At 39.0% G+C, this 24,100-nt stretch carries 22 protein-coding genes, 6 tRNA genes and 2 rRNA genes (1 of these 30 only partly in view); 1 reads left to right on the forward strand and 29 read right to left on the reverse strand.

Going from position 1 to position 24,100, the window contains the following annotated elements; all coding sequences use genetic code 11:
- Positions 1 to 86: 86 nt before the first annotated feature.
- Positions 87 to 974: a LysR family transcriptional regulator gene (locus MKY07_RS18780; protein ID WP_339263352.1), complete on the reverse strand. Its 888-nt coding sequence runs from the start codon at positions 972 to 974 to the stop codon at positions 87 to 89.
- A gap of 98 nt (positions 975 to 1,072) precedes the next feature.
- Here MKY07_RS18780 and MKY07_RS18785 point away from each other — a divergent pair, with 98 nt between their 5' ends.
- Positions 1,073 to 1,840: a sulfite exporter TauE/SafE family protein gene (locus tag MKY07_RS18785; protein ID WP_008405941.1), complete on the forward strand. Its 768-nt coding sequence runs from the start codon at positions 1,073 to 1,075 to the stop codon at positions 1,838 to 1,840.
- Positions 1,841 to 2,088: 248 nt separating this feature from the next.
- Here MKY07_RS18785 and MKY07_RS18790 read toward each other — a convergent pair whose 3' ends face one another.
- From MKY07_RS18790 to MKY07_RS18925, 28 genes are all read right to left on the reverse strand, one after another.
- A complete protein-coding gene (locus MKY07_RS18790; protein WP_008405942.1) occupies positions 2,089 to 3,297 on the reverse strand; it encodes a glutathionylspermidine synthase family protein in 1,209 nt (402 codons plus the stop codon).
- A gap of 7 nt (positions 3,298 to 3,304) precedes the next feature.
- On the reverse strand, positions 3,305 to 3,760 hold the full coding sequence (locus tag MKY07_RS18795) for a hypothetical protein (protein WP_008405943.1): 456 nt from the start codon (positions 3,758 to 3,760) through the stop codon (positions 3,305 to 3,307).
- A gap of 17 nt (positions 3,761 to 3,777) precedes the next feature.
- Positions 3,778 to 4,176: a DUF350 domain-containing protein gene (locus MKY07_RS18800; RefSeq protein WP_008405945.1), complete on the reverse strand. Its 399-nt coding sequence runs from the start codon at positions 4,174 to 4,176 to the stop codon at positions 3,778 to 3,780.
- Positions 4,177 to 4,191: 15 nt separating this feature from the next.
- Positions 4,192 to 4,521, reverse strand: a complete 330-nt coding sequence (locus tag MKY07_RS18805; protein ID WP_008405947.1) for a hypothetical protein — start codon at positions 4,519 to 4,521, stop codon at positions 4,192 to 4,194.
- Between the two features lie 356 nt (positions 4,522 to 4,877).
- A complete protein-coding gene (locus MKY07_RS18810) occupies positions 4,878 to 5,591 on the reverse strand; it encodes a class I SAM-dependent methyltransferase (RefSeq protein ID WP_008405949.1) in 714 nt (237 codons plus the stop codon).
- Positions 5,588 to 5,797 (reverse strand): hypothetical protein, encoded by a 210-nt coding sequence (locus tag MKY07_RS18815; RefSeq protein ID WP_008405950.1) that lies wholly within the window; start codon positions 5,795 to 5,797, stop codon positions 5,588 to 5,590. Before MKY07_RS18815 ends, MKY07_RS18810 begins: the two co-directional genes overlap by 4 nt.
- 34 nt (positions 5,798 to 5,831) lie before the next feature.
- Positions 5,832 to 6,755, reverse strand: coding sequence for a phosphotransferase family protein (locus tag MKY07_RS18820; protein ID WP_008405951.1), 924 nt, complete (start codon positions 6,753 to 6,755; stop codon positions 5,832 to 5,834).
- Positions 6,756 to 6,856: 101 nt separating this feature from the next.
- Positions 6,857 to 7,570: a ZIP family metal transporter gene (locus tag MKY07_RS18825; protein WP_339263353.1), complete on the reverse strand. Its 714-nt coding sequence runs from the start codon at positions 7,568 to 7,570 to the stop codon at positions 6,857 to 6,859.
- A gap of 118 nt (positions 7,571 to 7,688) precedes the next feature.
- A complete protein-coding gene (locus MKY07_RS18830; RefSeq protein WP_008405954.1) occupies positions 7,689 to 8,366 on the reverse strand; it encodes an ABC transporter ATP-binding protein in 678 nt (225 codons plus the stop codon).
- The gene (locus MKY07_RS18835; protein ID WP_065216085.1) at positions 8,367 to 9,479 is read right to left on the reverse strand and encodes an ABC transporter permease; all 1,113 of its coding nucleotides are present in this window, start codon (positions 9,477 to 9,479) and stop codon (positions 8,367 to 8,369) included.
- A 327-nt stretch (positions 9,480 to 9,806) separates the two neighbouring features.
- On the reverse strand, positions 9,807 to 11,606 hold the full coding sequence (gene glmS / locus MKY07_RS18840) for a glutamine--fructose-6-phosphate transaminase (isomerizing) (RefSeq protein ID WP_008405965.1): 1,800 nt from the start codon (positions 11,604 to 11,606) through the stop codon (positions 9,807 to 9,809).
- A 702-nt stretch (positions 11,607 to 12,308) separates the two neighbouring features.
- Positions 12,309 to 12,833, reverse strand: coding sequence for a type 1 glutamine amidotransferase domain-containing protein (locus MKY07_RS18845; protein WP_008405967.1), 525 nt, complete (start codon positions 12,831 to 12,833; stop codon positions 12,309 to 12,311).
- Positions 12,834 to 13,315: 482 nt separating this feature from the next.
- Positions 13,316 to 14,668 (reverse strand): phosphoglucosamine mutase, encoded by a 1,353-nt coding sequence (gene glmM / locus MKY07_RS18850; RefSeq protein ID WP_008405968.1) that lies wholly within the window; start codon positions 14,666 to 14,668, stop codon positions 13,316 to 13,318.
- An 83-nt stretch (positions 14,669 to 14,751) separates the two neighbouring features.
- The gene (locus MKY07_RS18855; protein WP_008405969.1) at positions 14,752 to 15,768 is read right to left on the reverse strand and encodes a CdaR family protein; all 1,017 of its coding nucleotides are present in this window, start codon (positions 15,766 to 15,768) and stop codon (positions 14,752 to 14,754) included.
- Positions 15,761 to 16,597: a diadenylate cyclase CdaA gene (cdaA, locus tag MKY07_RS18860; protein ID WP_008405970.1), complete on the reverse strand. Its 837-nt coding sequence runs from the start codon at positions 16,595 to 16,597 to the stop codon at positions 15,761 to 15,763. The genes MKY07_RS18855 and cdaA overlap by 8 nt, the downstream gene beginning before the upstream one ends.
- Positions 16,598 to 16,805: 208 nt before the next feature.
- Positions 16,806 to 17,420 carry a zf-HC2 domain-containing protein gene (locus MKY07_RS18865; protein ID WP_014822431.1) on the reverse strand — a complete coding sequence of 205 codons (615 nt, stop codon included), beginning with the start codon at positions 17,418 to 17,420 and terminating at the stop codon, positions 16,806 to 16,808.
- Between the two features lie 13 nt (positions 17,421 to 17,433).
- Positions 17,434 to 17,997, reverse strand: coding sequence for an RNA polymerase sigma factor SigW (gene sigW, locus MKY07_RS18870; RefSeq protein WP_008405972.1), 564 nt, complete (start codon positions 17,995 to 17,997; stop codon positions 17,434 to 17,436).
- A 151-nt stretch (positions 17,998 to 18,148) separates the two neighbouring features.
- On the reverse strand, positions 18,149 to 19,051 hold the full coding sequence (gene rocF / locus MKY07_RS18875; RefSeq protein ID WP_173364523.1) for an arginase: 903 nt from the start codon (positions 19,049 to 19,051) through the stop codon (positions 18,149 to 18,151).
- Between the two features lie 187 nt (positions 19,052 to 19,238).
- Positions 19,239 to 19,311: transfer RNA gene (locus MKY07_RS18880), tRNA-Lys, on the reverse strand.
- Between the two features lie 17 nt (positions 19,312 to 19,328).
- A tRNA-Gln gene (locus MKY07_RS18885) sits at positions 19,329 to 19,403 on the reverse strand.
- 13 nt (positions 19,404 to 19,416) lie between these two features.
- A tRNA-Tyr gene (locus MKY07_RS18890) sits at positions 19,417 to 19,500 on the reverse strand.
- 30 nt (positions 19,501 to 19,530) lie between these two features.
- Positions 19,531 to 19,606, reverse strand: a tRNA-Val gene (locus tag MKY07_RS18895).
- Positions 19,607 to 19,651: 45 nt separating this feature from the next.
- Positions 19,652 to 19,726, reverse strand: a tRNA-Glu gene (locus MKY07_RS18900).
- Positions 19,727 to 19,854: 128 nt separating this feature from the next.
- Positions 19,855 to 19,930, reverse strand: a tRNA-Asn gene (locus tag MKY07_RS18905).
- 160 nt (positions 19,931 to 20,090) lie between these two features.
- Positions 20,091 to 21,383 carry an alpha/beta fold hydrolase gene (locus MKY07_RS18910; RefSeq protein ID WP_339263355.1) on the reverse strand — a complete coding sequence of 431 codons (1,293 nt, stop codon included), beginning with the start codon at positions 21,381 to 21,383 and terminating at the stop codon, positions 20,091 to 20,093.
- 96 nt (positions 21,384 to 21,479) lie between these two features.
- Entirely contained in the window at positions 21,480 to 22,112 is a 633-nt protein-coding gene (locus MKY07_RS18915) for an elongation factor G-binding protein (RefSeq protein WP_014822429.1), read from the reverse strand.
- Between the two features lie 265 nt (positions 22,113 to 22,377).
- Positions 22,378 to 22,493 (reverse strand): 5S ribosomal RNA (gene rrf / locus MKY07_RS18920).
- Between the two features lie 86 nt (positions 22,494 to 22,579).
- Positions 22,580 to 24,100 (reverse strand): 23S ribosomal RNA (locus MKY07_RS18925) (it continues 1,408 nt past the right edge of the window).

Below are 24,100 nucleotides of genomic sequence, written 5' to 3' on the forward strand. Positions count from 1 at the left end.
TTCCATCATTAGGGGTATGTCAATTTTGTAAGCGATTACTATTTCAAAAAATTTTTTTACTTGTTTTTATTCTTAAAAAGAACCTTTTAAATTTCTAAATTGCCCAGATTCATTTTCAAATATTGAATAAACGGATGCTTCACCTTATCCACTTTTCTTGTACAGCAAAACAAGCTCTGGCTGATTTCCACTTGATTGACAAAGACGCGTGCAATGCTGCCTTGCAATAGTTTTTCCTTAACACTGCATGCTGGTGCGATTGCCATTCCATAACCGGCTTCCACAACTTTAATCGATTCCAGTACACCTTCTATTTGTAAGCCAAATCTCGGTAACGGGCAATTATGCGTATAAAAAATAGCCTCCATTAAATCCAGTGTTGAACTGCCTCGCTCCCTATAAATAAAATCATGCTCACTTAGCTCAAAAATCGATACTTTTTTATTTGCTAATGGATGTGCTGGATGGACAACAAACCAAAACGAAATATCCAGTATTTTTTCAAAGGATAAATCTTCATGGCCAATATTACTTTGCACGACAAAACCAAAATCAACTTTATAATCAAGAACATGACGCTCCACAGACTGTACATTTCCAAGCGATACATACATATCGATATTTGGATTTTTTGATTTATATCCCGCAATGATTGGCGGCAAAATATAATTGGTTGAAATATAAGACGAAGCGATTTTTATATTCTCTTTCTTTTCCAAAAAGGATTTAAATTTATCATCAATCTGTTCTTCCAAATGAAATAACCGCAAGCCCTGCTCATAAAGAAATTCACCTTCATAAGTAAGCTGAATACCCCTTCCCTTTCCTTCTATAAGTTTCACTCCGATTTCTCGTTCAAGTTTGCGTATTTGTATAGTTACAGCCGGCTGACTGATATGCAGGAGTTTCGCTGCTTCAGTAATACTGCCCAGTTTTGCAACATTTGTGAAAATTCGTAGCGTATGTAAATTCATTTCCTCACCCACTCATAACTTAAATTTATGAATATACAAAATATATATATTTGTTTTATGAGTAGTATAGCAGTATTTTGTGAGTAGGGGGGATTTGTTTGGAGAACTTATTTATAGAGTGGCTATCCATAGATGGGCTCATTTTATTCGCAATCGGCATACTTGCTTCCATTGTAGGGGTCATGTTTGGGGCTGCAGGATTCGTATTGCTTCCTTCCTTATTGTTAGTCGGCATTCCGATTCATGCGACTGTCGCAATTAATAAATTTGCAACAGGCATATCTTCATTTTCGACGGTTATTGTTCTGACGTTGAAAAAAAGAGTACAACTGAAAAAAATGATTCCATTTATGCTGATTGCAGCAATTGGCGGTATAAGCGGGGCATTTTTAGCAACAAGATTGGCGGAACATACGATGAATATTGTTGCATGTATTGTTTTAATCGTAATGTTCTTTTTTCTTATTAAAAGTAAAAAGAAAGAAGTTATTAATGAGCAGTCCGACATCGAAAAGAAAACTAATTTAATTGCACCTTTTTTTATTAGTATTTATGATGGTGGGCTTGGAACAGGTTCTGCACTGCTAAACATTACATATTTTCTGAAGAAACAAGTCAGCTATGTAATGGCTGCAGAAATGACTCGTTTTTTAATGTTTGCAAGCTGCACAACTGCTTTTTTATTTTACCTGTTCTATGGCATCGTTAATTGGGGTGTTGCTGTTCCTGTAGCTGTCGGATCGATTGTTGGCTCCCATATCGGTCTAAAAATCATTCCTTATCTAAAAGGGAAATGGGTTGAGATTTTGCTTCCTATTATATTTTTCCTGTTAATTATCCAAGTAATATCGGATTTACTTTTCTAATATTGTGGCGGCTGGGACAAACTTAAAATGCATCTGTCCCAGCCAGTTTTATTTACTGGCCCTTTTCTTATGCACTACACCATTCAAAAATAAAATAACCATTAAAAGTATCGACAGATTAAATGTTGCCTTGGATATTTCGGTATTTAATACAAAGACCATTACATTATTTAATAAAATAACCGCGCAAATTATAAACGATAAATTAGCAATAGAATGATTGCTCAAGTTATGTGACACCCCTTAACTTACATTCCAATCGGTAAATAATACGATAAATTGTTTGTGATCATCCCGCCAACACGCAACCCTATTGCTGCCGGCTTTCCGCTTATTAAAAAACTGCCGACCAGCAATTCACCTGTTTGTCTTCCCTTTTCGCTTCGGAAAGTTGTTTTCGGCTGCTCGATGAATTGCTGGTACACTTTTGGATAGTGATGATACGATTTATGGATATCTTCTTTTATAAGCTGTCCGTCTTCATCAAATATTTCTACCGTATCTCCCTCCCGGCCAAATACGGGTTTCTTTACATAGCGGATTCCTTTTTCGATAAACAGGCTATCTTCCAAATAGGTCGGCAAAAAATATTCGGCAATCCATTCATGCTCTTCCGTCGTAAAAAATGCATTTCGTTCTTCGTGCAAGCCCCAGATGATGGCTTGTACTGCTTTGTTTTGCAATAAAAATGCCGAGGGTGGGTTAAGGATTGTCAGCAAATCCTGCTCTACCAGTTCCATTAGCCACAATCCTATTCGATTCTGCGCATCATCTTCGTCCTGAATTAAATTTTCTATCGGAAATGTTGGACGATACAGCAAGTCGATCCGCTTTCCATCCTCATCGAACAACCCGACACCCTTCTGTATTTGCAATTGGTGTAAAGGAGTAAACTTTGCTCCGGGCACAAATTGCATTATGTAAAGAGTAGTATAATAATCTTCTATATTATCATCGTGTGCGGTAAAAACGATATGTGCATCAGGGGAAAATATACTTTGGGCAACACTTTTCCTCACCATGCTTTTTAACATCTCTTCCATTTCATTATTCGGATTTTCCATGCCGAATGCTTTACAGATTTGACCGTTTACAACAAATAACTCCTTGATGAACGTAGGTGTATCAGCATTCATTTCAATACATTTATAGCCGCCATTATGAGCAATAAAATCAAAACGCGCAATAACACTTTCCGCTTCCAGTGTTTTCAGGCGCAGAATAGGAATCGTTTCTTCTGGATAGCCCATTTCAATCAGTGCTTCATCCGGAAGATTGCGTAATAAATGGGCTGTTTTAAAAAAGATTTTCCCTGCACATTCAGTAGCTATGCGAATTTTTTCTACTTCTTCTTCTGTTACTTCATAAACGTCATAGAGAGCATATTCCTCGTTATATAAATCGGCCCAAAACCGGTCAATACTTGCATAAAATTTCCTGCGCTCGCTGTTCGTCATGGATTGCTCAGCTCACTTTCATCTCGGTAACATAAATCACGTAGACACCACGATCTTCATCAATCTCTGTTGAAGTAACAAGCATTTGTCCAATCGATGGTATATCTACTACGTTTTTCAGTAAATAGCGGATCACTTCAAAATGCGTATCACAAGGAATACGTGACAACAGACGATAATTTTCACGTTCGTTTGGGCTTCTAAACTCGATATGTATACCCCGCTCACGAAAGTTTTTCTCATCCTCACCGGATAAATTGCGGCCCATCTCCTTTAGCACAAGGACTTCCACATCTTCTTCCATCTCATTCGATACAAGCTCATACTGTGTACCGCGCATAATAAAATACGTGCAAAGCTGCCTTGCGTAAAATTCATCGATCCCTACATTTGTTTCCGTATATTCATAAAACGGCTCATAATGACCATTTCCTTTTTCAACATAGTAAATTAACCGCTTCATCGTTTCCGCTCCTTAAATTAATAAGATATGCATTTCGCAACTATCAACCCGACTGCAATTGATAACGATAATAACATTGTTCCGACTGCACGGTTATCTTCCTCAATCGCCTTTTGAATGCTGAAGCGGATTGTTATAATTTCAGCCAGGAAAAACACTATTACCTGCGCTACAATTCCAATCACACCCCAAATAGCCATATCCATTAATGATATTGAATACTCTGCCGCTGCACCTAATACGATTGCCAGACCCACTACTTTACCGCCCATTAACATTGCGGCTGCGACATTCCTTTGTGCAATTAACTGAAACTCTTTAATTTTCGGTGTACTGAGCGCAAACAGCACCATACCGATAATTAATAAACCTAATGACACGCCCAGATATGATAAAAAATTCAAATACCCATTCATTCTATTTTGTCTCTCCTATCCCCCGAAGCTTTTAGTGCCACTGCCAAAACCTGAACTGGTCTTTGCGGCCTTAAAGCTATCGCTGTTTTTATAATTTATGTAGCTGCTGTCACTATTTAGTGCAGATCTATTATTGAAATATCTACCCCCATAATAGTAGGCGCCGTAATGTCCTGAACGGCTCTCGTCACATCGCCATACGCCTTCTTCTTCCGACCAGTCCCAATCCCGGCAGCTTTGGTCTGTAGGCTTTGGGGGTAAACTGCTTGAAGTACCGCAGCCAGCCAAACTTAATGTAAGCGCAGTTGCTGATACGCCGGCCATCAATTTTTTCGTCTTCTCCATCTTTCTTAGCCTCCATTTCCTTTCCTCTTTAATCGTACGTAACAACAGGAAAAAAAGATTCTATAAATTTAAAAAAATCCCGTACAGTAACAGGATTTGAAATAACCAGCACTTTTAATTTATTTATTTAAAAACAATAGAAGGTAGCTCCCCGCACATATATACAATGTGATTTGCGTAATCATGTAGATTACACGTTCAGTTGATGTTAACTTTTTTTCTTTCTTCATTTTCCTGAAATGCCAATAAAAATATATTCCACATAATAGGAGAATGGCTCCAGAAATTCGAGAAATATTTTCCAGTATACTAACCAAAAAATTCCTCCTACTCTTTCTTCAGCTTTTGCATTCAACTCATTTTACACAATGAAATATAAACGACTTTGCCTGATTTGTAGCTGTTTGAAACGTAAAGTCTTCATAAGCGTTCACAGTTGTAAAGCCTGCCTTTTTAAGTGCGGATGAAATTTCCTCTAGGCTTCGAAAAATTAACTGGACCTTTGCTTCGTGCGTAATACCTGTATTAACATTTTTAATCTTTTCATAAAACGTAAAAACATTTCGATCTAACCCTTCATATTCATCCCAATACAGCAACAGGTCTAGGGTATAGATATCTTGAAGCTGGTCTACTGTCTCATCTTTTTGCCACTCTTCCCATGCTCTTGCTTGGGGGTTCCGTGCATCAAAAATAAATTGTCCGCCAGGCTTTAAAGCTGTAAATACATCCTGTAAAACATTACTCCAGCTCTCTTCTGTAATAAAAACCTGTGCCACATTCGCTGTCATGGTAACTGCATCATATGAATTAATTGTTAAGCTCTTACTATCACCAATGATCCATGAAACCAATTCAGCATTTTCCTTACTTTGAGCTCTATGAACGGCTTCTTCATTAGGGTCGATTCCAGTCACTTCATAGCCGGTCTTTGCCAGTTCAATCGTTACCCGCCCAGTACCGCAGCCTAGATCGGCAATTTTTTTAGCTTTTGATAATTGTAGAAGCTCCATAAAGTATTCATCTTCTTTTCCCCATGTATGAAGCTGGTCGTAATAATAGGCAATCATTTAACTTCCCCTGCTTTCCTTTTGAGCATCCGTTCAGTTATTATTCCTACTGCTGCACCTACAAAGATTGGCAGTAAAGCAATCTCCGTATATGAGAGGGAAATTTTAAAAATCAGAAAATCTAAGTTAGCTACATAACCGATAAAATATAAAACAGCTATTGTTGCAAAAGAGGCAAGTAATGGAATCCAAAATTCTTTTCCCATCTTTTCATCTCCGTTCTATTCTTTTTACTGTCCATTAGCTTTCACGTTGTAAATCGACCGAATTTAATTCTCTTCTATACCAGGTCGGTACAGGATTGTTCATGCCATCAAACCATTGCAAAACGTTTTTTGCCTGATTTTTCATTATATTTAAATCATGTTCACTGTAATTTGCAGCCCAAGGAATGGATGATAGCATATTACTGCTAATATAAAAAGCAAGAAGCGAGAAAAATTCCATCGGCGGTGTTCCGTTAAAATATCCGTTAAGCTGCCCTGTAGCAAAAGATGGACTGGCAGTTGCACTCCATACAATCCGGTTAAATTCTTCCCACGGGTCTCCAAAATCACTGCGGTTAAAGTCAATTACATACAGCTCTTTCTGAGGAGAAATAACCATATTTCCAACATGGTAATCGCCATGATGGAAATTTTGCTCTCTGCCTTCAAGGAGGTGTCTGTTCTCTTCGATATATCGAATGATTTTATCGTCCCCCTCTATTTTCACATCACAATCCTGGTAAAGTCTGATTTTACTGTCTGCTTTACGGTTAAAGTGTGATCCCCAATCTTCCTGCTCTGCTGGTGCAGGAATACTGTGAATCTCTTTCAGTATTTGCCCTGATTTCACCCCTAGTGAATACTGTTCCACTTCTGTCAGGTTAGGTAATACTTTCTCCGCATCTTCACCGTCACACCATACGAAAATTGAGTAAACACTTTTACCGTTGTCACAAACTCCAAAATCGACAGGTCGTGAAACGGGCAAGCCCCGATCAGCTAAACGCTTTATGATTTCATATTCACTTTTCTTTTTATCATACTCCGCCATGTCACATATGCGCAGCAGCAATTTCCCATTTGTAACTGTTTCAATATAGAACTTTTTATCATCCGACCAACCTTTATTGATTGCTTCAATTTTCTTGAAGGTATCGTAGTTTTTTATATCGAACATGGATAATCCCCCCTTTTGCTAGTAATTGCTTCTAGTATTTTAACATATAATTGTACATAATTTTCCAAATAAAGTGAAGGCAATGTTCCAATATTAAAACTTTAAAGTAAGTGAAGATAATATCCGATTACTCCAAAACCTATAAGTGTACAGCATAAAATTTTGAATACGGATGAGTTATTGAGTGCCGGATATAAGATTTCCGATACGGTAACTATAAAGATCATCCCCATAGCAAAACTCATGAAGGCGGTGTTTAATAGCGGATGAACAATACTAAGAAAACTACCGATAAATACACCTAAAGCTACTGGCACCGATACGAGAAAGGAAATTAATAAAACTGTAAATATATTTAACCCTGCTAATATTAAAGGGATAAACAAAATTATTCCCTCGGGAATACTATGAAATAAAAGTGTTTGTAGTAAAGCCTTTGTAAGAACAGGTTCTTGGTTGGCCCCTAATGTTATTCCAATCGGAAAATTGTGAACCGCGAAACTAAGCATTAATAATAGGCCAGTACGAATATAGTATTTCTCTTTACTATAACTTTCCTTACCTTGTTTAAAGTGCGAACTACCATGCAGTACTGTGAATACCATCATCCCTATAACAAATCCAATAATCGTACTTAACCAACCGCCTGATTCAATCGCTTCAGGAAGAATTTCAAAACTGATCAAGCCCAGAATAACTCCTGTACAAAGCGCATAAATAATATTTGCCCTTTGCTTGATTCCTTTAAAAAGCCATGCGATCATGCCACCAATGAATATGCCTGAAGAAGTCCATAAAAAGCCTAGTAACCACATCGTTATCACCTTTCACTGAGTATAGTTAGTCGTATGGTTAATCTTCAGCATTTATGAAAATAAAAAAAACCGTATTTAAAGTATGAGTTTACTTTAAATACGGTTAAATATAATTTGATTATCCTTCCAGAGTTAACAGTCCATCTTCCATACGATACACTTTATCGCAAAACTCTAGCATACGTTCGTCATGGGTTACCATGACAGCAGCTTTGTTGCGTTCTTTAACTTCTTTTCGGATTTGCTTTACGACTTCGAATGCACGCTTAGAATCTAAGCTTGCTGTCGGTTCATCAGCTAAAATGATATTTGAATTATTCACAAATGCACGAGCGATCGCAACACGCTGACGTTCCCCACCAGATAACTCATTCGGGAATTTGTTGAACTTGTCACCTAATCCTAATTCCGTTAGTAATGTTTTCGCAAATTTCGTATCTTCTGCTGATACTTTGCCTTTCATTTTACGTACTAGTAATAACTGATCTAACACCGTTAAATACGGAATTAAGTTTGATGTTTGTAAAATGAATCCAACATCTGTTAAACGAAAAGCCGATAAATCTTTTTCCTTCATCTTGCCGATATTTGTACCATTAACAAGTACTTCACCTGTTGAAGGCTGAAGTAATGCCCCAGCAATCGATAAAAGCGTACTTTTCCCTGAACCTGATGGACCGATAATAGCGATGAACTCACCCGGGTTTACTGTAAGGGATACATTTTTAAGTGCATCCACTGTAGAGTCCCCTTCTTTAAATGATTTCGTTACATTTTTTAGTACTAAACCTGTCATTTATTCCACTCTCCCAATCGCTGTTAAAGGATCAATTTTTGTTACTTGGCGAGCTGAAATAACAGAACCTAAAACAGATACAATTAATAACACAAGCGCGTATAAAAGAACCATTTTAAAATCTAAGTTAAACGGCATTCCCTCTGGAAAAACAAGAGCAGTTAAATACGTTAATACAATGCCGGCAATAATGCTGATTAGTGATAACACGAATACTTGTGAAATAATCGATTTTTTAATAAAGCTATTTGATGCACCAATTGCTTTCATGACACCGAATTGCTGTGTTTTTTGCAAAATGAATACATAGAAGAATACCGCAATAATAACAGCTGAAATGATGAATAAGAAGGCAAGCATCATATAGATTGTTCCGCTTTCTTCTTTATAACCCGGCATTCCCATTACGGCTTCTGATTTTGTAAAAGTTTCAATCTCATCATAGTTGTTTTCGATTTTATCAGCATCAATGTTTGCACCTTGTAAAGCAATCATTGCTACTGGACTCTCTAAACCATTATCTGATCCTGGTGCTGCAAATGCATAGCTTTGCCAAACGTCTACGTTAACAAATACACTTGGTAAATGGTTAAACGTTTCACCTTTAGTAATGCCGACTACTGTTAATTCAATACTAGAGCTTGTTACTTCAATTGTATCGCCAATCTCGTAGCCTTTTTCTTGCAATGTTTCATCAATGATGACGCCCATCTTATCTTCTGCAGCCATTTGTTTACCTGCTACAACTTTTGGCTCGATAAATTTACCTGGTTCGATTCCAAGAAACGCTACGTCTACTTTTTCTTTCGCATCAGGCGATTTCACGATAACAGTTGATTGTCCGAACTTCGCTGCCTCTTTGACACCAAATTGACCCTCAACATCATCGGCAATCGTACCTGTTACCTTCGTTTTCATCATTGTTGCAGCAGAGCCTTCTTCATAAATAAAAAGATCTCCGTCAATATTTTTCATCGTCGCTGCAGCTAATGACGATAAGCCATTACCTAATCCTGATAAAATAAAAACAAGCCATGCGATAAGCATAATAATTGCGCCAATCATCATGAAACGTTTTTTCGCGTGTTTCATTTCTTTGATTGCTAAAAACATTGTAAATCCTCCTTAGTAATATATATCAACCGATCTTTTCAACTCTTCTAATTACTAGAAAATTGATCACCTCGAAATAAATTATCCGCCTTTAAATAACTATATTCAAATATCAAATTCTCCATTTGAACATAAATTATAACTATTAAAAAATGGATAAATATAATTTTTTTCCATGTTGCTTTTATAGTATAGGCGCCGAATATGAACTTTATATAAACTTTTTAAAATTTTATTTGAAAAATTATGTAAGTAGGTTCGTTATATTAATATATAAAAAACCGTTCGCTTATTTAATAGATAAGCGAACGGTTTTTAAAATCTTTATTATTCAACTGTAACTGATTTTGCCAGGTTACGAGGTTTATCAACGTCACAACGACGGTGAAGTGCAGCATAATAGCTGATTAATTGTAATGGTACAACAGATACTAGTGGTGTTAATAGTTCATGTACTGAAGGGATGACTAAACGGTCGCCTTCTTCTTCCATGCCTTCCATTGCAATAATACATGCGTTGGCACCGCGAGCCACTACTTCTTTCACGTTACCGCGAATGTTAAGCGCCACACCTTTTTGTGTTGCTAAAGCAAAGACTGGTGTACCTTCTTCGATTAATGCAATCGTACCGTGTTTTAACTCACCACCGGCAAAACCTTCTGCCTGAATGTATGAGATTTCTTTAAGTTTTAACGCACCTTCCAATGATACACAGAAGTCCATATTACGACCGATGAAGAACGCATTGCGTGCGATTTTTAAATAGTCTTCGGCAATCTGCTCCATTTCATCCTTAGAGTCGATAATTGTCTGGATGCCGTTTGCAACGATCGCCAGCTCCTGTTTTAAATCAAAGTCAAGCTCCATTCCTAATTGCTTAGCAACGGCATAGGCAGCTACTGCTAAAACAGCTACTTGAGCGACATATGCTTTTGTAGAAGCTACAGCAATTTCAGGTCCGGCATGTAATAGTAATGTATAATCCGCTTCACGTGAAAGTGTTGACCCTTGTACGTTCGTTACAGTTAACGCTTTGTAGCCAAGCTCTTTAATTTTTACTAATACTTGACGGCTATCCGCTGTTTCCCCTGATTGTGAAATGAAGATAAATAAAGGTTTCTTCGATAGTAACGGCATATTATAGCCAAACTCACTTGAAATGTGTACTTCTACTGGAATGCCTGCGATTTTTTCGAAGTACTGTTTCCCGATTAAGCCGGCATGGTAACTTGTACCTGCCGCAATAATATATAGACGGTCTGCTTCCGCTAATGCTTTTAGAATATCTGCATCAACCGTAACATCTTCACCTTGTTCATATGCTTGAATAATTTTACGGATCACAGTTGGCTGCTCATCCATTTCTTTTAACATGTAGTGAGGGTATGTTCCCTTTTCGATATCAGAAGCATCCAATTGTGCTGTATATGGTGCACGCTCAACAACGCGGCCATTTAATGTTGTAATTTCAACTTTATCTTTACGGACGATTACCACTTCTTTATCGTGCAATTCGATAAACTGGTCTGTTACTTGCAGCATCGCCATTGCATCTGAAGCGATTACGTTGAAGTCTTCACCTACACCTACTAATAACGGTGACTTGTTTTTCGCTACGTAAATCGTTTCCACATCTTCATTATCCAAAAGCGCTAATGCATAAGATCCGTGCACTAATGATAATGTCTTACGGAATGCTTCTAACGTAGATAAGCCCTCTTTAGCAAATAAATCGATTAACTGTACGATAACTTCTGTATCTGTATCAGAGCTCATCTGAATTCCTTTAAGATAAGCTTTTTGTAATAAATGATAGTTTTCGATAACGCCATTGTGTACAAGCGTATAGCGGCCTGAAGCACTTGTATGAGGGTGGGCATTTAAGCGGTTCGGTACACCGTGAGTTGCCCAACGTGTATGACCAATCCCTACAGCCGCTTCAACATCGCCATCAACTGCTTTTCGTAAATCCGCAATACGTCCCTTTTCTTTGAAAACTGTTACGCCTTCTTCATTGTGTACAGCAATCCCTGCAGAATCATAGCCTCGGTACTCTAGTTTCTCTAAACCTTTTAATAAAATCTCTTTAGCGTCCAATACGCCGTTATATCCTACAATTCCACACATAATCCGTTTCCTCCAATGTTATTGCTACATCGAAGCACATTTTGACAACACAAAAGCAGACTACGAAATCTACCATTTTTTGCCTAGTGCCTTTAGGGAAGTTAATTCGAAGGTGATGTTTGCTCTCGTTTAGCAAAGCCTGCACGCATCATTAACAATCCTGCTCTATTTAAAAAGGTGATGTAGCTAAATATTATTTTTAATTGTATGCCGTTTCGTTTTTCTGTCCAGAAAATCGCTTCTCTGTTTTAAAACGAAAGTTACAACCGGGCATGTGCGATCGGGAGGCATCCGCCGAAATTTCGATAAACCTCCACCTCGTCAACTAAGGATTATGTCCGCTCGATTTCCTTAGTTCTGGCGCTATAATTGTTTTCCGATTTTGTATGCGCGATTTCCTCTCCTTTTGCGCAACTCAGCCATATCCTTTTGCTGAGCATTTACATCATACACATAAACAATTTCACCGTCAATCCTACGCTTTCATTGTAAGCGCTTCATAGAAAAATTTTCTTTCCAAAGCTAGTGCGGCTGTTGCCTTACGTATGTGAATTCTTTCCCATAAGAAAATATCCCGTTTTGATTTAGGAGGTGAATTTTGTAACAGCAGAATCATTGTCATCCCACTGATTACAAGACTCACTCCTTACATGACATCAAAACGGGATATGCACTATTTTCTATCGTATGCAAAGAGCTCGATTAAAGCTCCTTCTCTTTTAATAAATTAACAATTTCTCGGTTAAAGGCAGGTAAATCATCCGGTGTACGGCTTGTAACAAGCTGTTTTTGACAAACAAATACTTCTTCATCATGGAAATTTACCCCTGCATATTCCATATCGACTTTAATCGATTTATAACCTGTCGCATCTCGTCCCTCTAATGACTTCGCCGTAATTAACAGCTGTGGTCCATGGCAAATTGCAAAGACAGGTTTCTTTTCATCCATAAAATGTTTTGCAAATGCTACAACGCGATCATCATCACGCAGTAAATCCGGTGAAAAACCACCCGGGATAAATAACGCATCAAAGTCCTGCGGGTTTGCCTCTGCTACCCCTTTATCAATCTGAACTGTTGCTTCACCATTTTTCCCTGTAATCGATTTATTGCCTTCTTTATCGATCGTTACAATTGTATGACCTGCAGCTTCAAGTGCTTCTTTCGGACTTGTGAACTCCACATCTTCAAACTTATCTGTAATTAATGTTGCAATTTTAGCCAATGTAAAACACTCCTTCGTCTTATTAGGTTACTTTATTTTGTTTCCCCGAATTCTTGAAAATGAAACATGTTATAGTGCATTTATTAGAACAAGTGTAGGTATTTTTAGAACGTTTTAGCCGGATGCTTGAACAGTTTAAGTATTCATTTGAATGGTTAAATTTATAACTGGGTTTAAGAGGTAAAAAACCGTTTTTGTATTGTTTAGATTTGATCTTGAATCGTTATATTAGAACAATTGGATGAGATTTTAGAAGAGTGACAGTCGTTATGAGAACATTCGACATGGGTATTTGAAAACTTAAACTACATATTAGAACATCGGGCACTTTTATTAGAAGAACAGCATTTTATTAGAACTCTTTCAGTTATATTAGATCTTCTAAGCAGGATATTAGAAAATCCGCATGCTGCCATTAAAAACGTGCCCACAAAAAAACACCGGAAGCAATGTTTCCATTACTCCCGGTGCCGTTATAAAATTTATTCAGCTAAACCCATTTCTGTACGTACTACATCTGCAATGCGTGCAACATAATTTTCACAAGCCTCTTCAGAAGCTGCTTCTACCATAACACGCACTAAAGGCTCTGTACCTGAAGGGCGTACTAATACACGACCATTGCCGGCCATTTCCGCTTCTACTTCAGCGATGACAGCTGCCACCTTTTCATTTTGAGTTACTGCATGTTTATCTGTTACACGTACGTTTACTAATTTTTGCGGGTAAATTGTCATTTCCCCTGCAAGTTCAGAAAGCTTTTTGCCTGTTGCTTTCATAATATTCACTAACTGAATACCTGTAAGCAGACCGTCGCCTGTTGTATTGTAATCTAAAAACACGATGTGACCTGATTGCTCGCCACCTAAGTTATAATCATTTGCACGCATTTCTTCCACAACATAGCGGTCACCAACCGCTGTCTTTACACTTGTCATTTCGTTTTCTTCAAGCGCTTTGTAGAAGCCCATATTACTCATAACCGTCGAAACTATCGTGCCTTTGTTTAAACGACCTTTCGCTTGTAAATATTTCCCGATGATGAACATAATTTGGTCACCGTCAACAATCGTACCGTTTTCATCTACAGCGATTAAACGGTCTCCATCTCCATCAAATGCTAAACCAACATCCGCCCCGCGCTCCGTGACAAATGCCGCTAACTTTTCAGGATGTGTTGAACCGACACCTTCATTAATGTTCAGTCCATCCGGTGAAGCACCCATCGTTGAAATGTCTGCCTCTAAATCTGCGAATAAATGTGTTGCTAGAGAAGAAGTCGCACCATGCGCACAGTCTAACGCCACATGTAATCCTTCAAAATCTTCTTCTACTGTTTGTTTTAAGTATGAAATATATTTTTGTCCACCTTCAAAGTAGTCTGTTACTGCACCAATAGCAGCACCTACTGGACGTGGTAATGTATCTTCTTCTGCATCAAGAATACGTTCAATCTCTTCTTCTTGTGCATCTGTTAATTTAAAGCCGTCTGGACCGAAAAATTTAATGCCGTTATCTGCAACAGGATTGTGAGATGCCGAGATCATAACACCCGCTTCAGCATTCATGACACGTGTAAGATACGCAACACCCGGTGTACTAATTACACCTAAACGCATAACTTCTGCTCCAATTGAAAGAAGACCTGCAACAAGTGCACCTTCCAACATTTCCCCAGATATACGTGTATCGCGTCCAATTAACACTTTCGGGCGATCTTTAGCATCCTTCGTCAGCACATAGCCGCCAATACGGCCTAGTTTAAATGCCAACTCTGGTGTTAGTTCACTATTAGCGACACCTCGAACGCCATCTGTTCCGAAATATTTACCCATTTACTTTTTCTCTCCTTCAACGCTTGAAATACCATACGTTTTTAAATTTACCACATAAAGTGGATTGCTTGTTTTATTGATAGCTAGTTTCCATCTGTATCTTCAACATTTGTATCTGCATCTTTATCTGTTTCACTTTTATTATCCTGTTCACGAACTGGCTCTCCACTCACACTAGCACGTACCGTTAGTTTATCTTGAGATAACTTGGTAGCACCTGTTGGAAGCTCAATCTTTAAATCGTACGGACCGGATTTTTTTATTTTTGAAAGGTCGACATTAACAACCACTTCTTTTAATGTATCCACTACAGATTTAGAACCATATACCGTTATGTTAGATTTTTCTGGGGATAAACTGTCAATTTTAAGCCCCTCTACTGGTTCCCCAATTTCGTTGATCTTAATCGGGACTTCTCTACTATATTCATTAATTTCTACTTTTACATTGACCTTATCCGGATTAATGCTGACATCGAGCTTATTCAGATCACGGTCGAGTACCTTTACAGCCGCTTCCTGCTCAAATGACTTATTTACATCTTTCTCGCCTGAAACCGTCGCCTTTACATAACTTATGTTATCAATGACACTCTTCGCTCCTGTTACCGCTACTTTTGACGGTTCTGCTGTCATCTCGTTCAGTACAAAGTTCTCCGCTAAAAGGCGGCTATTCATTTCCGGCTCTACACGAAACTGTTCAGTAACCTTTTCCTCTATTGTTACATTAATTATTCTTGGCTCAATTGATACATCAAGTTTTTCGGAAAAGTTTTCTTGATGTATTGTAACGCTATGTTCACCAATTAACAATGAGTTTAAATCGACAAAGAGTTTGAAATCCTTTTCCAGCTTTGTTTTCATTACAATTTGTTTCGGTCCTGAAATTTTCACATCGACCGTTTCAGGGAGCCCTGTCACAAATAAATTATCAGAATCATAGTAAACTTCCAATGGCACATTTGTGATGACATCTGTTTCATTGGATGAGCTCGATTCCGTTTCACGTTTTTCTTCTGTTTGAATATACAGGAAAAGTGCAACCGCTAAAAACAAAGCGGTTAAACGGAGCATCCATGAGCTATCAAATACCTTATCCATTCTTTTTCCCTCCCCAAGTCCACTTAGATGCTAAGTTAGAATCTTGCTCAGGACCAAACCACAGTTTACGCAGTAATTCTTCAAATTCTTTAATAGTGAGATTACGGTGTAAATTACCGTTAGCTGTTATACTAATCGCACCTGTTTCTTCGGATACAACAATTGTAATTGCATCTGTTACTTCACTTAACCCAAGTGCAGCTCGGTGACGTGTACCAAGTTCTTTGGAAATAAATGCACTTTCCGACAATGGTAAATAACATGCCGAAGCGGCAATTTGGTTTTTCTGTATAATTACGGCCCCGTCATGAAGCGGTGTATTTGGGATGAAAATATTAATCATTAATTCAGAAGAAATTGCAGCATCCATCTTAATGCCTGTTTCTACATATTCATTTAAGCCTGTATCTTTTTCGATTGATATAAGTGCTCCAATTCGGCGCTTTGCCATATAACTTACGGATTTTTTCATCGCTTCGACTAAGCGTGTCTGTTCATCTTCCTGCTGGTTATTGGTGCGTTGGAAAATCTTCCCTCGCCCGATCTGCTCAAGGGCCCGGCGAATTTCCGGCTGGAATATTATAATAATGGCTAAGAAACCCCAATCAATTACTTCTTGCAGTAACCAATCAAGGGTGTCTAAACCGAAAACGTAGGTAGCAAATTTCGCTAACACAACAATTAATAACCCTTTTAATAATTGAACGGCTTTCGTTCCTTTAATGAGGGTCAATGCTTTATAAACTACGTACCATACAAGCAGTACGTCCAGTACTTTAAAAATCATATCTACAGCAGCAATGTCTGTAAATTGTTCAATTATTTGCATGTGGCATCCCCCACCTTTACTTGCTAATCCATATTGTTTTTAGTATAGCACAATTCTGTCAGGGATTAACTTTCCTAACAGAAAAAAGTCTACCCGAACGAGTAGACTTTTCTTTCTATACTAGAACGGCTTTTTTTTGAGAAAAGTTCCGATTTATTAAGAAAATATTATTTCTTATTATAATTGTCTTAGTGACAATTGTCCGATGTTACTTATCAAAGACAGCGATTGCTTTATTGAAGCCGTCTTTAATTTTGTACCAAAGCCATTCGAACATTTCATCGATTTCCTCTACTTGCCCTGTAACGACTGCCGTAGATGCCATGTAGTTGCCATTGATAACTGTAATATTGCCGTCCACTTCCCCTTCGACAATAATATCGCCATTTTTCACAACGATGTCACCTTTTACAACTTGACCGTCAGGCACTGTTACCGTTTGCCCCTCAACAACTAAATTAGGCTGTTTTGTCACAGAGAATTGATCATCATTAGGGAAGCTGCCTAACAATGTGGCACTCATACATAAAAAGAATACTGCTGCAGCTACAAGTACAGGATGCTGACGGAACCAACGTTTGATGCCGGCAGAACTTTTGCGTTTCGGTAAACGACTTATCACTTGATCCTCAAAGCGCGGAGGGGCAGTAATATGTGCTGCACTCTTGATAAACGCAACCGTGTCACTTAATTCATGCATATGTTGTTGGCAATCAGGGCATGTTTGTAAATGCTGCTTCAATAATTGTTCATGCTCACGACTAATATCACCATCTAAATATTCGTGCATATAATCCACGAATTCTGATGCACACGTTTTCATGCGTATCTTCCTCCTACAAATTGTTTAACTGCTTTCTTAATGCTTCACGGCCACGGTGAATCCGCGTTTTAACTGTTCCTAAAGGCATATCCAAAATTTCGCTAATTTCCTGAAGGGACAGTTCTTCTATATATTTTAAAACAATGACCGATCGATACTTGTCTGGGAGGCGGCTAATTTCATATTGTATGCGGTCCTGAAGCTCCATCTGCTCAACGGCCTCTTCCGGCAACTGCTCATCTGCAGCAATTTGGGAATACATATCCAGCCCTTCTGTCCCGGCTACCTCCGCATCTAAATAATAATCGGGCTTCTTTTTACGAATTCGGTCAATGCAAAGATTTGTTCCGATTCGGTAAAGCCATGTTGAAAATTTTCGATTTTGATCATACGAATGTAAATTAATATAGGCCCGTATGAATGCCTCCTGCGCGATATCTTCTGCTTCCTGTTTATTGCCAAGCATTCGATAGCACACTTGATACAGCTTGTGCTGGTAGAGGTTAACGATGTCGGCATATGCGTTTTGGTCACCTTTAAGCACTTGCTTTATTCTTTTATTAACTAACGCATCCATTTGTCTTTCCTCTCCACCTTTTCAGCTGTTCTATATATACGGATTGCTTATTAAAAGGTTTCACTTTCTATAAAAATATTTTCCCACCCATAAATATGTGCCCTTATTATAACAAACTTCATAACGACCAATCGAATTTTTTCGTAAATTATCATACTAAAGTTTCGCCAAATAAAGAGCCAATTAATGCAACCGCTACATCTGCTGTTTTATTTCTCTCATCTAATATAGGGTTCACTTCTACAAACTCTGCTGATGTCATTAATCCGGATTCCTGTATCATTTCCATCGCTAAATGACTTTCTCTGTAAGTGATCCCACCTGCTACCGGTGTCCCCACTCCAGGAGTATATAAAGGATCTAATGCATCTAAATCAAGTGATAAATGAAGGCCGTCTATTTGCAATTGCTTAAAGTATTTTAGTGTTTCTTCCATTACATACGTCATTCCAAGCCGATCAATTTCGTGCATTGTGTATATTTTAATGCCTCGTGTCTTAATAAGTTCCCGTTCACCCTCATCGATAGAACGCCCCCCAATTATAACAATGTTTTCGGCTTTAATTTTTGGTTCTGCATGTAAAATTGACGTTAGCCTTTGATGTCCTAGCCCAATACTTGTTGCTAGCGGCATTCCATGAATATTTCCCGATGGTGTCGTTTCCGGTGTATTTAAATCTGCATGAGCATCAAACCAGATCACGCCCTGATTCTTATATTTCATCGATAGGCCAGCCAATGTACCAATTGCAATACTATGGTCGCCTCCTAAAACAAGCGGTATGTAATCCTTTTTTACGACGTTAAATACTTTTTCGGCAAGCGCTGTATTGACCTTAATTACTTCTTCCAGATTAAGCAGCTTTTCATCTTTCTGTGCAGCTGCATCCCCTTCAATTACTTGAATATTCCCTTCATCCTCAACTTCATATCCAAGATTAGTCAAACGTTGCTGCAACCCCGCATACCTAATTGCACTCGGTCCCATATCCACCCCACGGCGCTGTTGCCCATAATCACATGGTACCCCTACGATTGAAATTTTCTTATTCATCATTTCTGCATCCCCTAACATGTCATGTAGTTTTTCTATTCTATTCTATTCTCCGCTCATCCTCCTATAGAAGTTTCGAGCAACTAAACGATTTTCCCTTTTTATACGCAAAAAATCCTTTACTTATAAATAAGTAAAGGATTGTTATTTGATATTTAAGTACACTTCTAAGTTTATAAAATAAAAGTGAGCCATGAAGGACTCGAACCTTCGACCCTCTGATTAAAAGTCAGATGCTCTACCAACTGAGCTAATGGCTCATAAAAAATAAAAAAAATGGCTGGGGTACCTGGATTCGAACCAGGGCATGACGGAATCAAAATCCGTTGCCTTACCGCTTGGCTATACCCCAAACATTTTATAGATGGTGGAGGGGGACGGATTCGAACCGCCGAACCCTAAGGAGCGGATTTACAGTCCGCCGCGTTTAGCCACTTCGCTACCCCTCCGACAAATGATGCAACACTGTTAAAATTGAATGGTGGAGGATGACGGGCTCGAACCGCCGACCCCCTGCTTGTAAGGCAGGTGCTCTCCCAGCTGAGCTAATCCTCCATACATAACAAGTGTTACTGCTTTATTTTTTTATGAAGCCTTAAATGGTGACCCGTACGGGATTCGAACCCGTGTTACCGCCGTGAAAGGGCGGTGTCTTAACCACTTGACCAACGGGCCGTTATAAGTTGTTCTCTTGAAGACAAGATTTATAATATCATCATTTTTTATATAGTGCAAGCCTTTTTTAAAAACTTTTTCGAAAAAGTTTTATTGCTTATTTTATAATAGTAAAAAGGCAAAAAAAATGGCTCCGAAGGCAGGACTCGAACCTGCGACCTGCCGGTTAACAGCCGGATGCTCTACCAACTGAGCTACTTCGGAACGCTACTATTATACAATGATGTACAAGCCATCTTTCGTACATTTATTATTATAGCAACGTTTAAAATTTATACAAGTAGTTTTTTGAAATAATTTGAACATTTTATTTTTTAGGCTTTTCTTCTATTATAAATACCTCATTATAATGAATTATTGTTTTCTAATACCGCTTTATAAACTCGACAATTTCATTGATTAAGCCATTTGCGAGTGGTAAATCGGGATTGGAATAGCTCGCAATATTTTGTTCTCGATCTCCTTCTATTTCTTTTAACACATGATTCATCTTACTGAAATAATGTATTATCGCTTGATCATTTGCTGCATATAAGTTTTCTGCATCTGTTTCGGTTACTTGAATATCTTTTCTTCCTTGAAGAATGATAACCGGAACATTAACATTGCTTATTTCTTGTTGTGGATCGTATTTAAGCCATGAAATCATATATGGTTGAACAGATGGCCTAAATAGTGATTGGAGCTGTTCAGATACTGTCTCTACCTTTTTACCAGCTTTTAATTGCTGCAATGCTTTTTCGGATTCCATTAATAAATTCGGAGGTAAGCTTCCTGACAATTGTTCCATTAAAACTTCATCAGCCGGTCTGCCAATCCCTGCAATCGAAATAAGTGATGCTATATCATTTTGTTGAGCGGCAACCGTCATTATTAAAGCACCTTCGCTATGACCTAGTAAATGAATTTCATTAAAGCGGTCATCGTTTTTAGCATAGTCTACAATTGCCAGAACATCTTCAACATACAGATCAAATGTTAAATCATCTTCCTTTTTAATAAGTGCCGTATTATCACCAATTCCACGTTTATCGAAACGAATAGAAGCAATCCCTTTCTCCGCTAAGCTCTCTGCAATCATTTTTAAACTATTATTCGCACCAGCCCCTATTGTGTTACCGTCTTTATTTGTAGGACCTGACCCTGCATGGATTATGACTAGCTCTCCCGTAGGTTTATCAGGCATCTGTAACGCTGCTTTAAGCTCTCCGCCGGCAACAGGAATCAGTAGCTCTTTATACGTAACAGGCCTTTCTGTATATGGCTTTAACGTAATAGGATAGGACTGTCCGTTTTGCGTAAACGTTCCTTCTATAGTTTCGTTTTTCAGAGTTCCTGCAATCTTTATTAAAGATCCAGCTATGTTAATAGTGATAACCGCATCCGAGCCATTATATTCAATTGATTCAAATGCGAATTCAGTGATTCCTTGAACTGGTACAGAAATATTTCCACTTGCCTCCTCCAAATTTAAAATTATTTCAAGAGGTGACTGAGGAATTTCAATCATCCCCTGCCAATTTCCTATTAATGCTTCATCCACCTGCACAACCTCCTGCTTCGTCTGTTCTTCCACTGTTGAGTTATCACCCGTACTTTCACTATTACAAGCTGACAACAGTAATACAATAGCTAAACTATAAGCAATGTTTCGCATGTCTTTCTCCTCCCCATTCTATCTTAATTTCCTTTACGGTTAGAATAGGAAAAAGTTTCAAAATAAAAAAGCCATCAATGAAGATGACTTTTATTTTTATATTAAATTACGGGCAACAAATTCCTGAAGTTTATCATAATCACTTACCCTTTGATTACATAGTTGTGAGTCGTTGCAAATGTAATTACTATAAGATGTATAATTGTCACCGTTCCCCTTTACCGTAGCTGTAAACAGATGAACTACACTATGCTGGTTACAAATCGAACAGACACCTTTAATTGGGTTATGAGCATCTACAACTCCACGCAATGCCGTATATTCGCCTTCCTTTTCCAGTACAATGTATTGGCGGTTTGTTCCTTTATCCAACCATGATAGATAGCTGATTGCTTGCCAATCAATTGTCTCAAGTTTAGGTAGCTTCAGCTTTTTATCTTTTTTAAACAATTTTTGTAGACCTTGCTCTGAAATTGACTTAAATGGAATGGTATATGATTTTAAGCTTTGAAAAAATAGCTCTGCACCTATAGTATCTTCAATCGTTTCCACTTCTTTAATAATGTCTTCATCTACATGTGTCAATCTTTCTCTTAGCTCTGTAATTGCCAGTTCACGTACAGCCGCAACTATTTTCTGATCATTCGACGTTAGCTTTGCCTTCAATATTTTATTTAATTGTTGCTCGATTAAACGTAAGTCTACCACTGTTAAAAATGGTGCAGTCATGTTATTTCCTCCAATATTTTGCCTTGTAAGAACCTTTACATTTATTAATCGTATTTCTTTCTGCTTTATTGGTCAACTACTTCACCAATTCTCGTATTAGACAAGCGAAACTTAAATAAAAGAAAAACCAAAGAAGGGGGTCTGTTTTTAGGACGCCTACTTTGGTTTAACTTATTATAAACTTCTATTGTATTTTATAGTAGCCATACACTTAATTTTCAACATAAAAAAGCCACTACTGACTAAATCAGCAGCGACTTTTTGAGCGAAGCGACGTCCTACTCTCACAGGGGGAAGCCCCCAACTACCATCGGCGCTAAAGAGCTTAACTTCCGTGTTCGGTATGGGAACGGGTGTGACCTCTTTGCCATCATCACTTCACTATAATGGCTTTTAATAAGCCTATGTAAAAGAATTTTCATTCTTTCAAAACTGGATAAACGTTTCATTGAATTGAGCAATAAAATGTGGTTAAGTCCTCGACCGATTAGTATTCGTCAGCTACATGCGTCACCGCACTTCCACCTCGAACCTATCTACCTGATCGTCTTTCAGGGGTCTTACTTACTTGCGTAATGGGAAATCTCATCTTGAGGGGGGCTTCATGCTTAGATGCTTTCAGCACTTATCCCGTCCATACATAGCTACCCAGCGATGCCTTTGGCAAGACAACTGGTACACCAGCGGTATGTCCATCCCGGTCCTCTCGTACTAAGGACAGCTCCTCTCAAATTTCCTACGCCCACGACGGATAGGGACCGAACTGTCTCACGACGTTCTGAACCCAGCTCGCGTACCGCTTTAATGGGCGAACAGCCCAACCCTTGGGACCGACTACAGCCCCAGGATGCGATGAGCCGACATCGAGGTGCCAAACCTCCCCGTCGATGTGGACTCTTGGGGGAGATAAGCCTGTTATCCCCGGGGTAGCTTTTATCCGTTGAGCGATGGCCCTTCCATGCGGAACCACCGGATCACTAAGCCCGTCTTTCGACCCTGCTCGACTTGTAGGTCTCGCAGTCAAGCTCCCTTATGCCTTTACACTCTACGAATGATTTCCAACCATTCTGAGGGAACCTTTGGGCGCCTCCGTTACTCTTTAGGAGGCGACCGCCCCAGTCAAACTGTCCGCCTGACACTGTCTCCTACCCCGCTAAGGGGCATGGGTTAGAAGTTCAATACAACCAGGGTAGTATCCCACCGACGCCTCCTTCGAAGCTGGCGCTCCGAGATCTCTGGCTCCTACCTATCCTGTACAAGTTGTACCAAAATTCAATATCAGGCTACAGTAAAGCTCCACGGGGTCTTTCCGTCCTGTCGCGGGTAACCTGCATCTTCACAGGTACTATAATTTCACCGAGTCTCTCGTTGAGACAGTGCCCAGATCGTTACGCCTTTCGTGCGGGTCGGAACTTACCCGACAAGGAATTTCGCTACCTTAGGACCGTTATAGTTACGGCCGCCGTTTACTGGGGCTTCAATTCACAGCTTCGCTTGCGCTAACCGCTCCTCTTAACCTTCCAGCACCGGGCAGGCGTCAGCCCCTATACGTCACCTTACGGTTTTGCAGAGACCTGTGTTTTTGCTAAACAGTCGCCTGGGCCTATTCACTGCGGCTTCTCTAGGCTATGCACCCAAAGAAGCACCCCTTCTCCCGAAGTTACGGGGTCATTTTGCCGAGTTCCTTAACGAGAGTTCTCTCGCACACCTTAGGATTCTCTCCTCGACTACCTGTGTCGGTTTGCGGTACGGGCACCTCTCACCTCGATAGAGGCTTTTCTTGGCAGTGTGAAATCAGGAACTTCGCTCATACGAGCTCGTCATCACAGCTCAACGTTAAAGTATGCGGATTTGCCTACATACACGCCTTACTGCTTGAACACGCGCAACCAACGGCGTGCTTACCCTATCCTACTGCGTCCCCCCATTTCTCAAACGGTGAGGAGGTGGTACAGGAATATCAACCTGTTGTCCATCGCCTACGCCTA

The sequence above is a fragment of the Solibacillus sp. FSL W7-1472 genome (assembly GCF_037969775.1).
Taxonomy (GTDB): domain Bacteria; phylum Bacillota; class Bacilli; order Bacillales_A; family Planococcaceae; genus Solibacillus; species Solibacillus silvestris.

Coding starts and splice junctions, on each gene's coding strand:
- MKY07_RS18780 (WP_339263352.1), bottom strand. CDS start 974: ATGAATTTACATACGCTACGAATTTTCACAAATGTTGCAAAACTGGGC.
- MKY07_RS18790 (WP_008405942.1), bottom strand. CDS start 3,297: ATGACGAACAGCGAGCGCAGGAAATTTTATGCAAGTATTGACCGGTTT.
- MKY07_RS18795 (WP_008405943.1), bottom strand. CDS start 3,760: ATGAAGCGGTTAATTTACTATGTTGAAAAAGGAAATGGTCATTATGAG.
- MKY07_RS18800 (WP_008405945.1), bottom strand. CDS start 4,176: ATGAATGGGTATTTGAATTTTTTATCATATCTGGGCGTGTCATTAGGT.
- MKY07_RS18805 (WP_008405947.1), bottom strand. CDS start 4,521: ATGGAGAAGACGAAAAAATTGATGGCCGGCGTATCAGCAACTGCGCTT.
- MKY07_RS18810 (WP_008405949.1), bottom strand. CDS start 5,591: ATGATTGCCTATTATTACGACCAGCTTCATACATGGGGAAAAGAAGAT.
- MKY07_RS18815 (WP_008405950.1), bottom strand. CDS start 5,797: ATGGGAAAAGAATTTTGGATTCCATTACTTGCCTCTTTTGCAACAATA.
- MKY07_RS18820 (WP_008405951.1), bottom strand. CDS start 6,755: ATGTTCGATATAAAAAACTACGATACCTTCAAGAAAATTGAAGCAATC.
- MKY07_RS18825 (WP_339263353.1), bottom strand. CDS start 7,570: ATGTGGTTACTAGGCTTTTTATGGACTTCTTCAGGCATATTCATTGGT.
- MKY07_RS18830 (WP_008405954.1), bottom strand. CDS start 8,366: ATGACAGGTTTAGTACTAAAAAATGTAACGAAATCATTTAAAGAAGGG.
- MKY07_RS18835 (WP_065216085.1), bottom strand. CDS start 9,479: ATGTTTTTAGCAATCAAAGAAATGAAACACGCGAAAAAACGTTTCATG.
- glmS (WP_008405965.1), bottom strand. CDS start 11,606: ATGTGTGGAATTGTAGGATATAACGGCGTATTGGACGCTAAAGAGATT.
- glmM (WP_008405968.1), bottom strand. CDS start 14,668: ATGGGTAAATATTTCGGAACAGATGGCGTTCGAGGTGTCGCTAATAGT.
- MKY07_RS18855 (WP_008405969.1), bottom strand. CDS start 15,768: ATGGATAAGGTATTTGATAGCTCATGGATGCTCCGTTTAACCGCTTTG.
- cdaA (WP_008405970.1), bottom strand. CDS start 16,597: ATGCAAATAATTGAACAATTTACAGACATTGCTGCTGTAGATATGATT.
- MKY07_RS18865 (WP_014822431.1), bottom strand. CDS start 17,420: ATGAAAACGTGTGCATCAGAATTCGTGGATTATATGCACGAATATTTA.
- sigW (WP_008405972.1), bottom strand. CDS start 17,997: ATGGATGCGTTAGTTAATAAAAGAATAAAGCAAGTGCTTAAAGGTGAC.
- rocF (WP_173364523.1), bottom strand. CDS start 19,051: ATGAATAAGAAAATTTCAATCGTAGGGGTACCATGTGATTATGGGCAA.
- MKY07_RS18910 (WP_339263355.1), bottom strand. CDS start 21,383: ATGCGAAACATTGCTTATAGTTTAGCTATTGTATTACTGTTGTCAGCT.
- MKY07_RS18915 (WP_014822429.1), bottom strand. CDS start 22,112: ATGACTGCACCATTTTTAACAGTGGTAGACTTACGTTTAATCGAGCAA.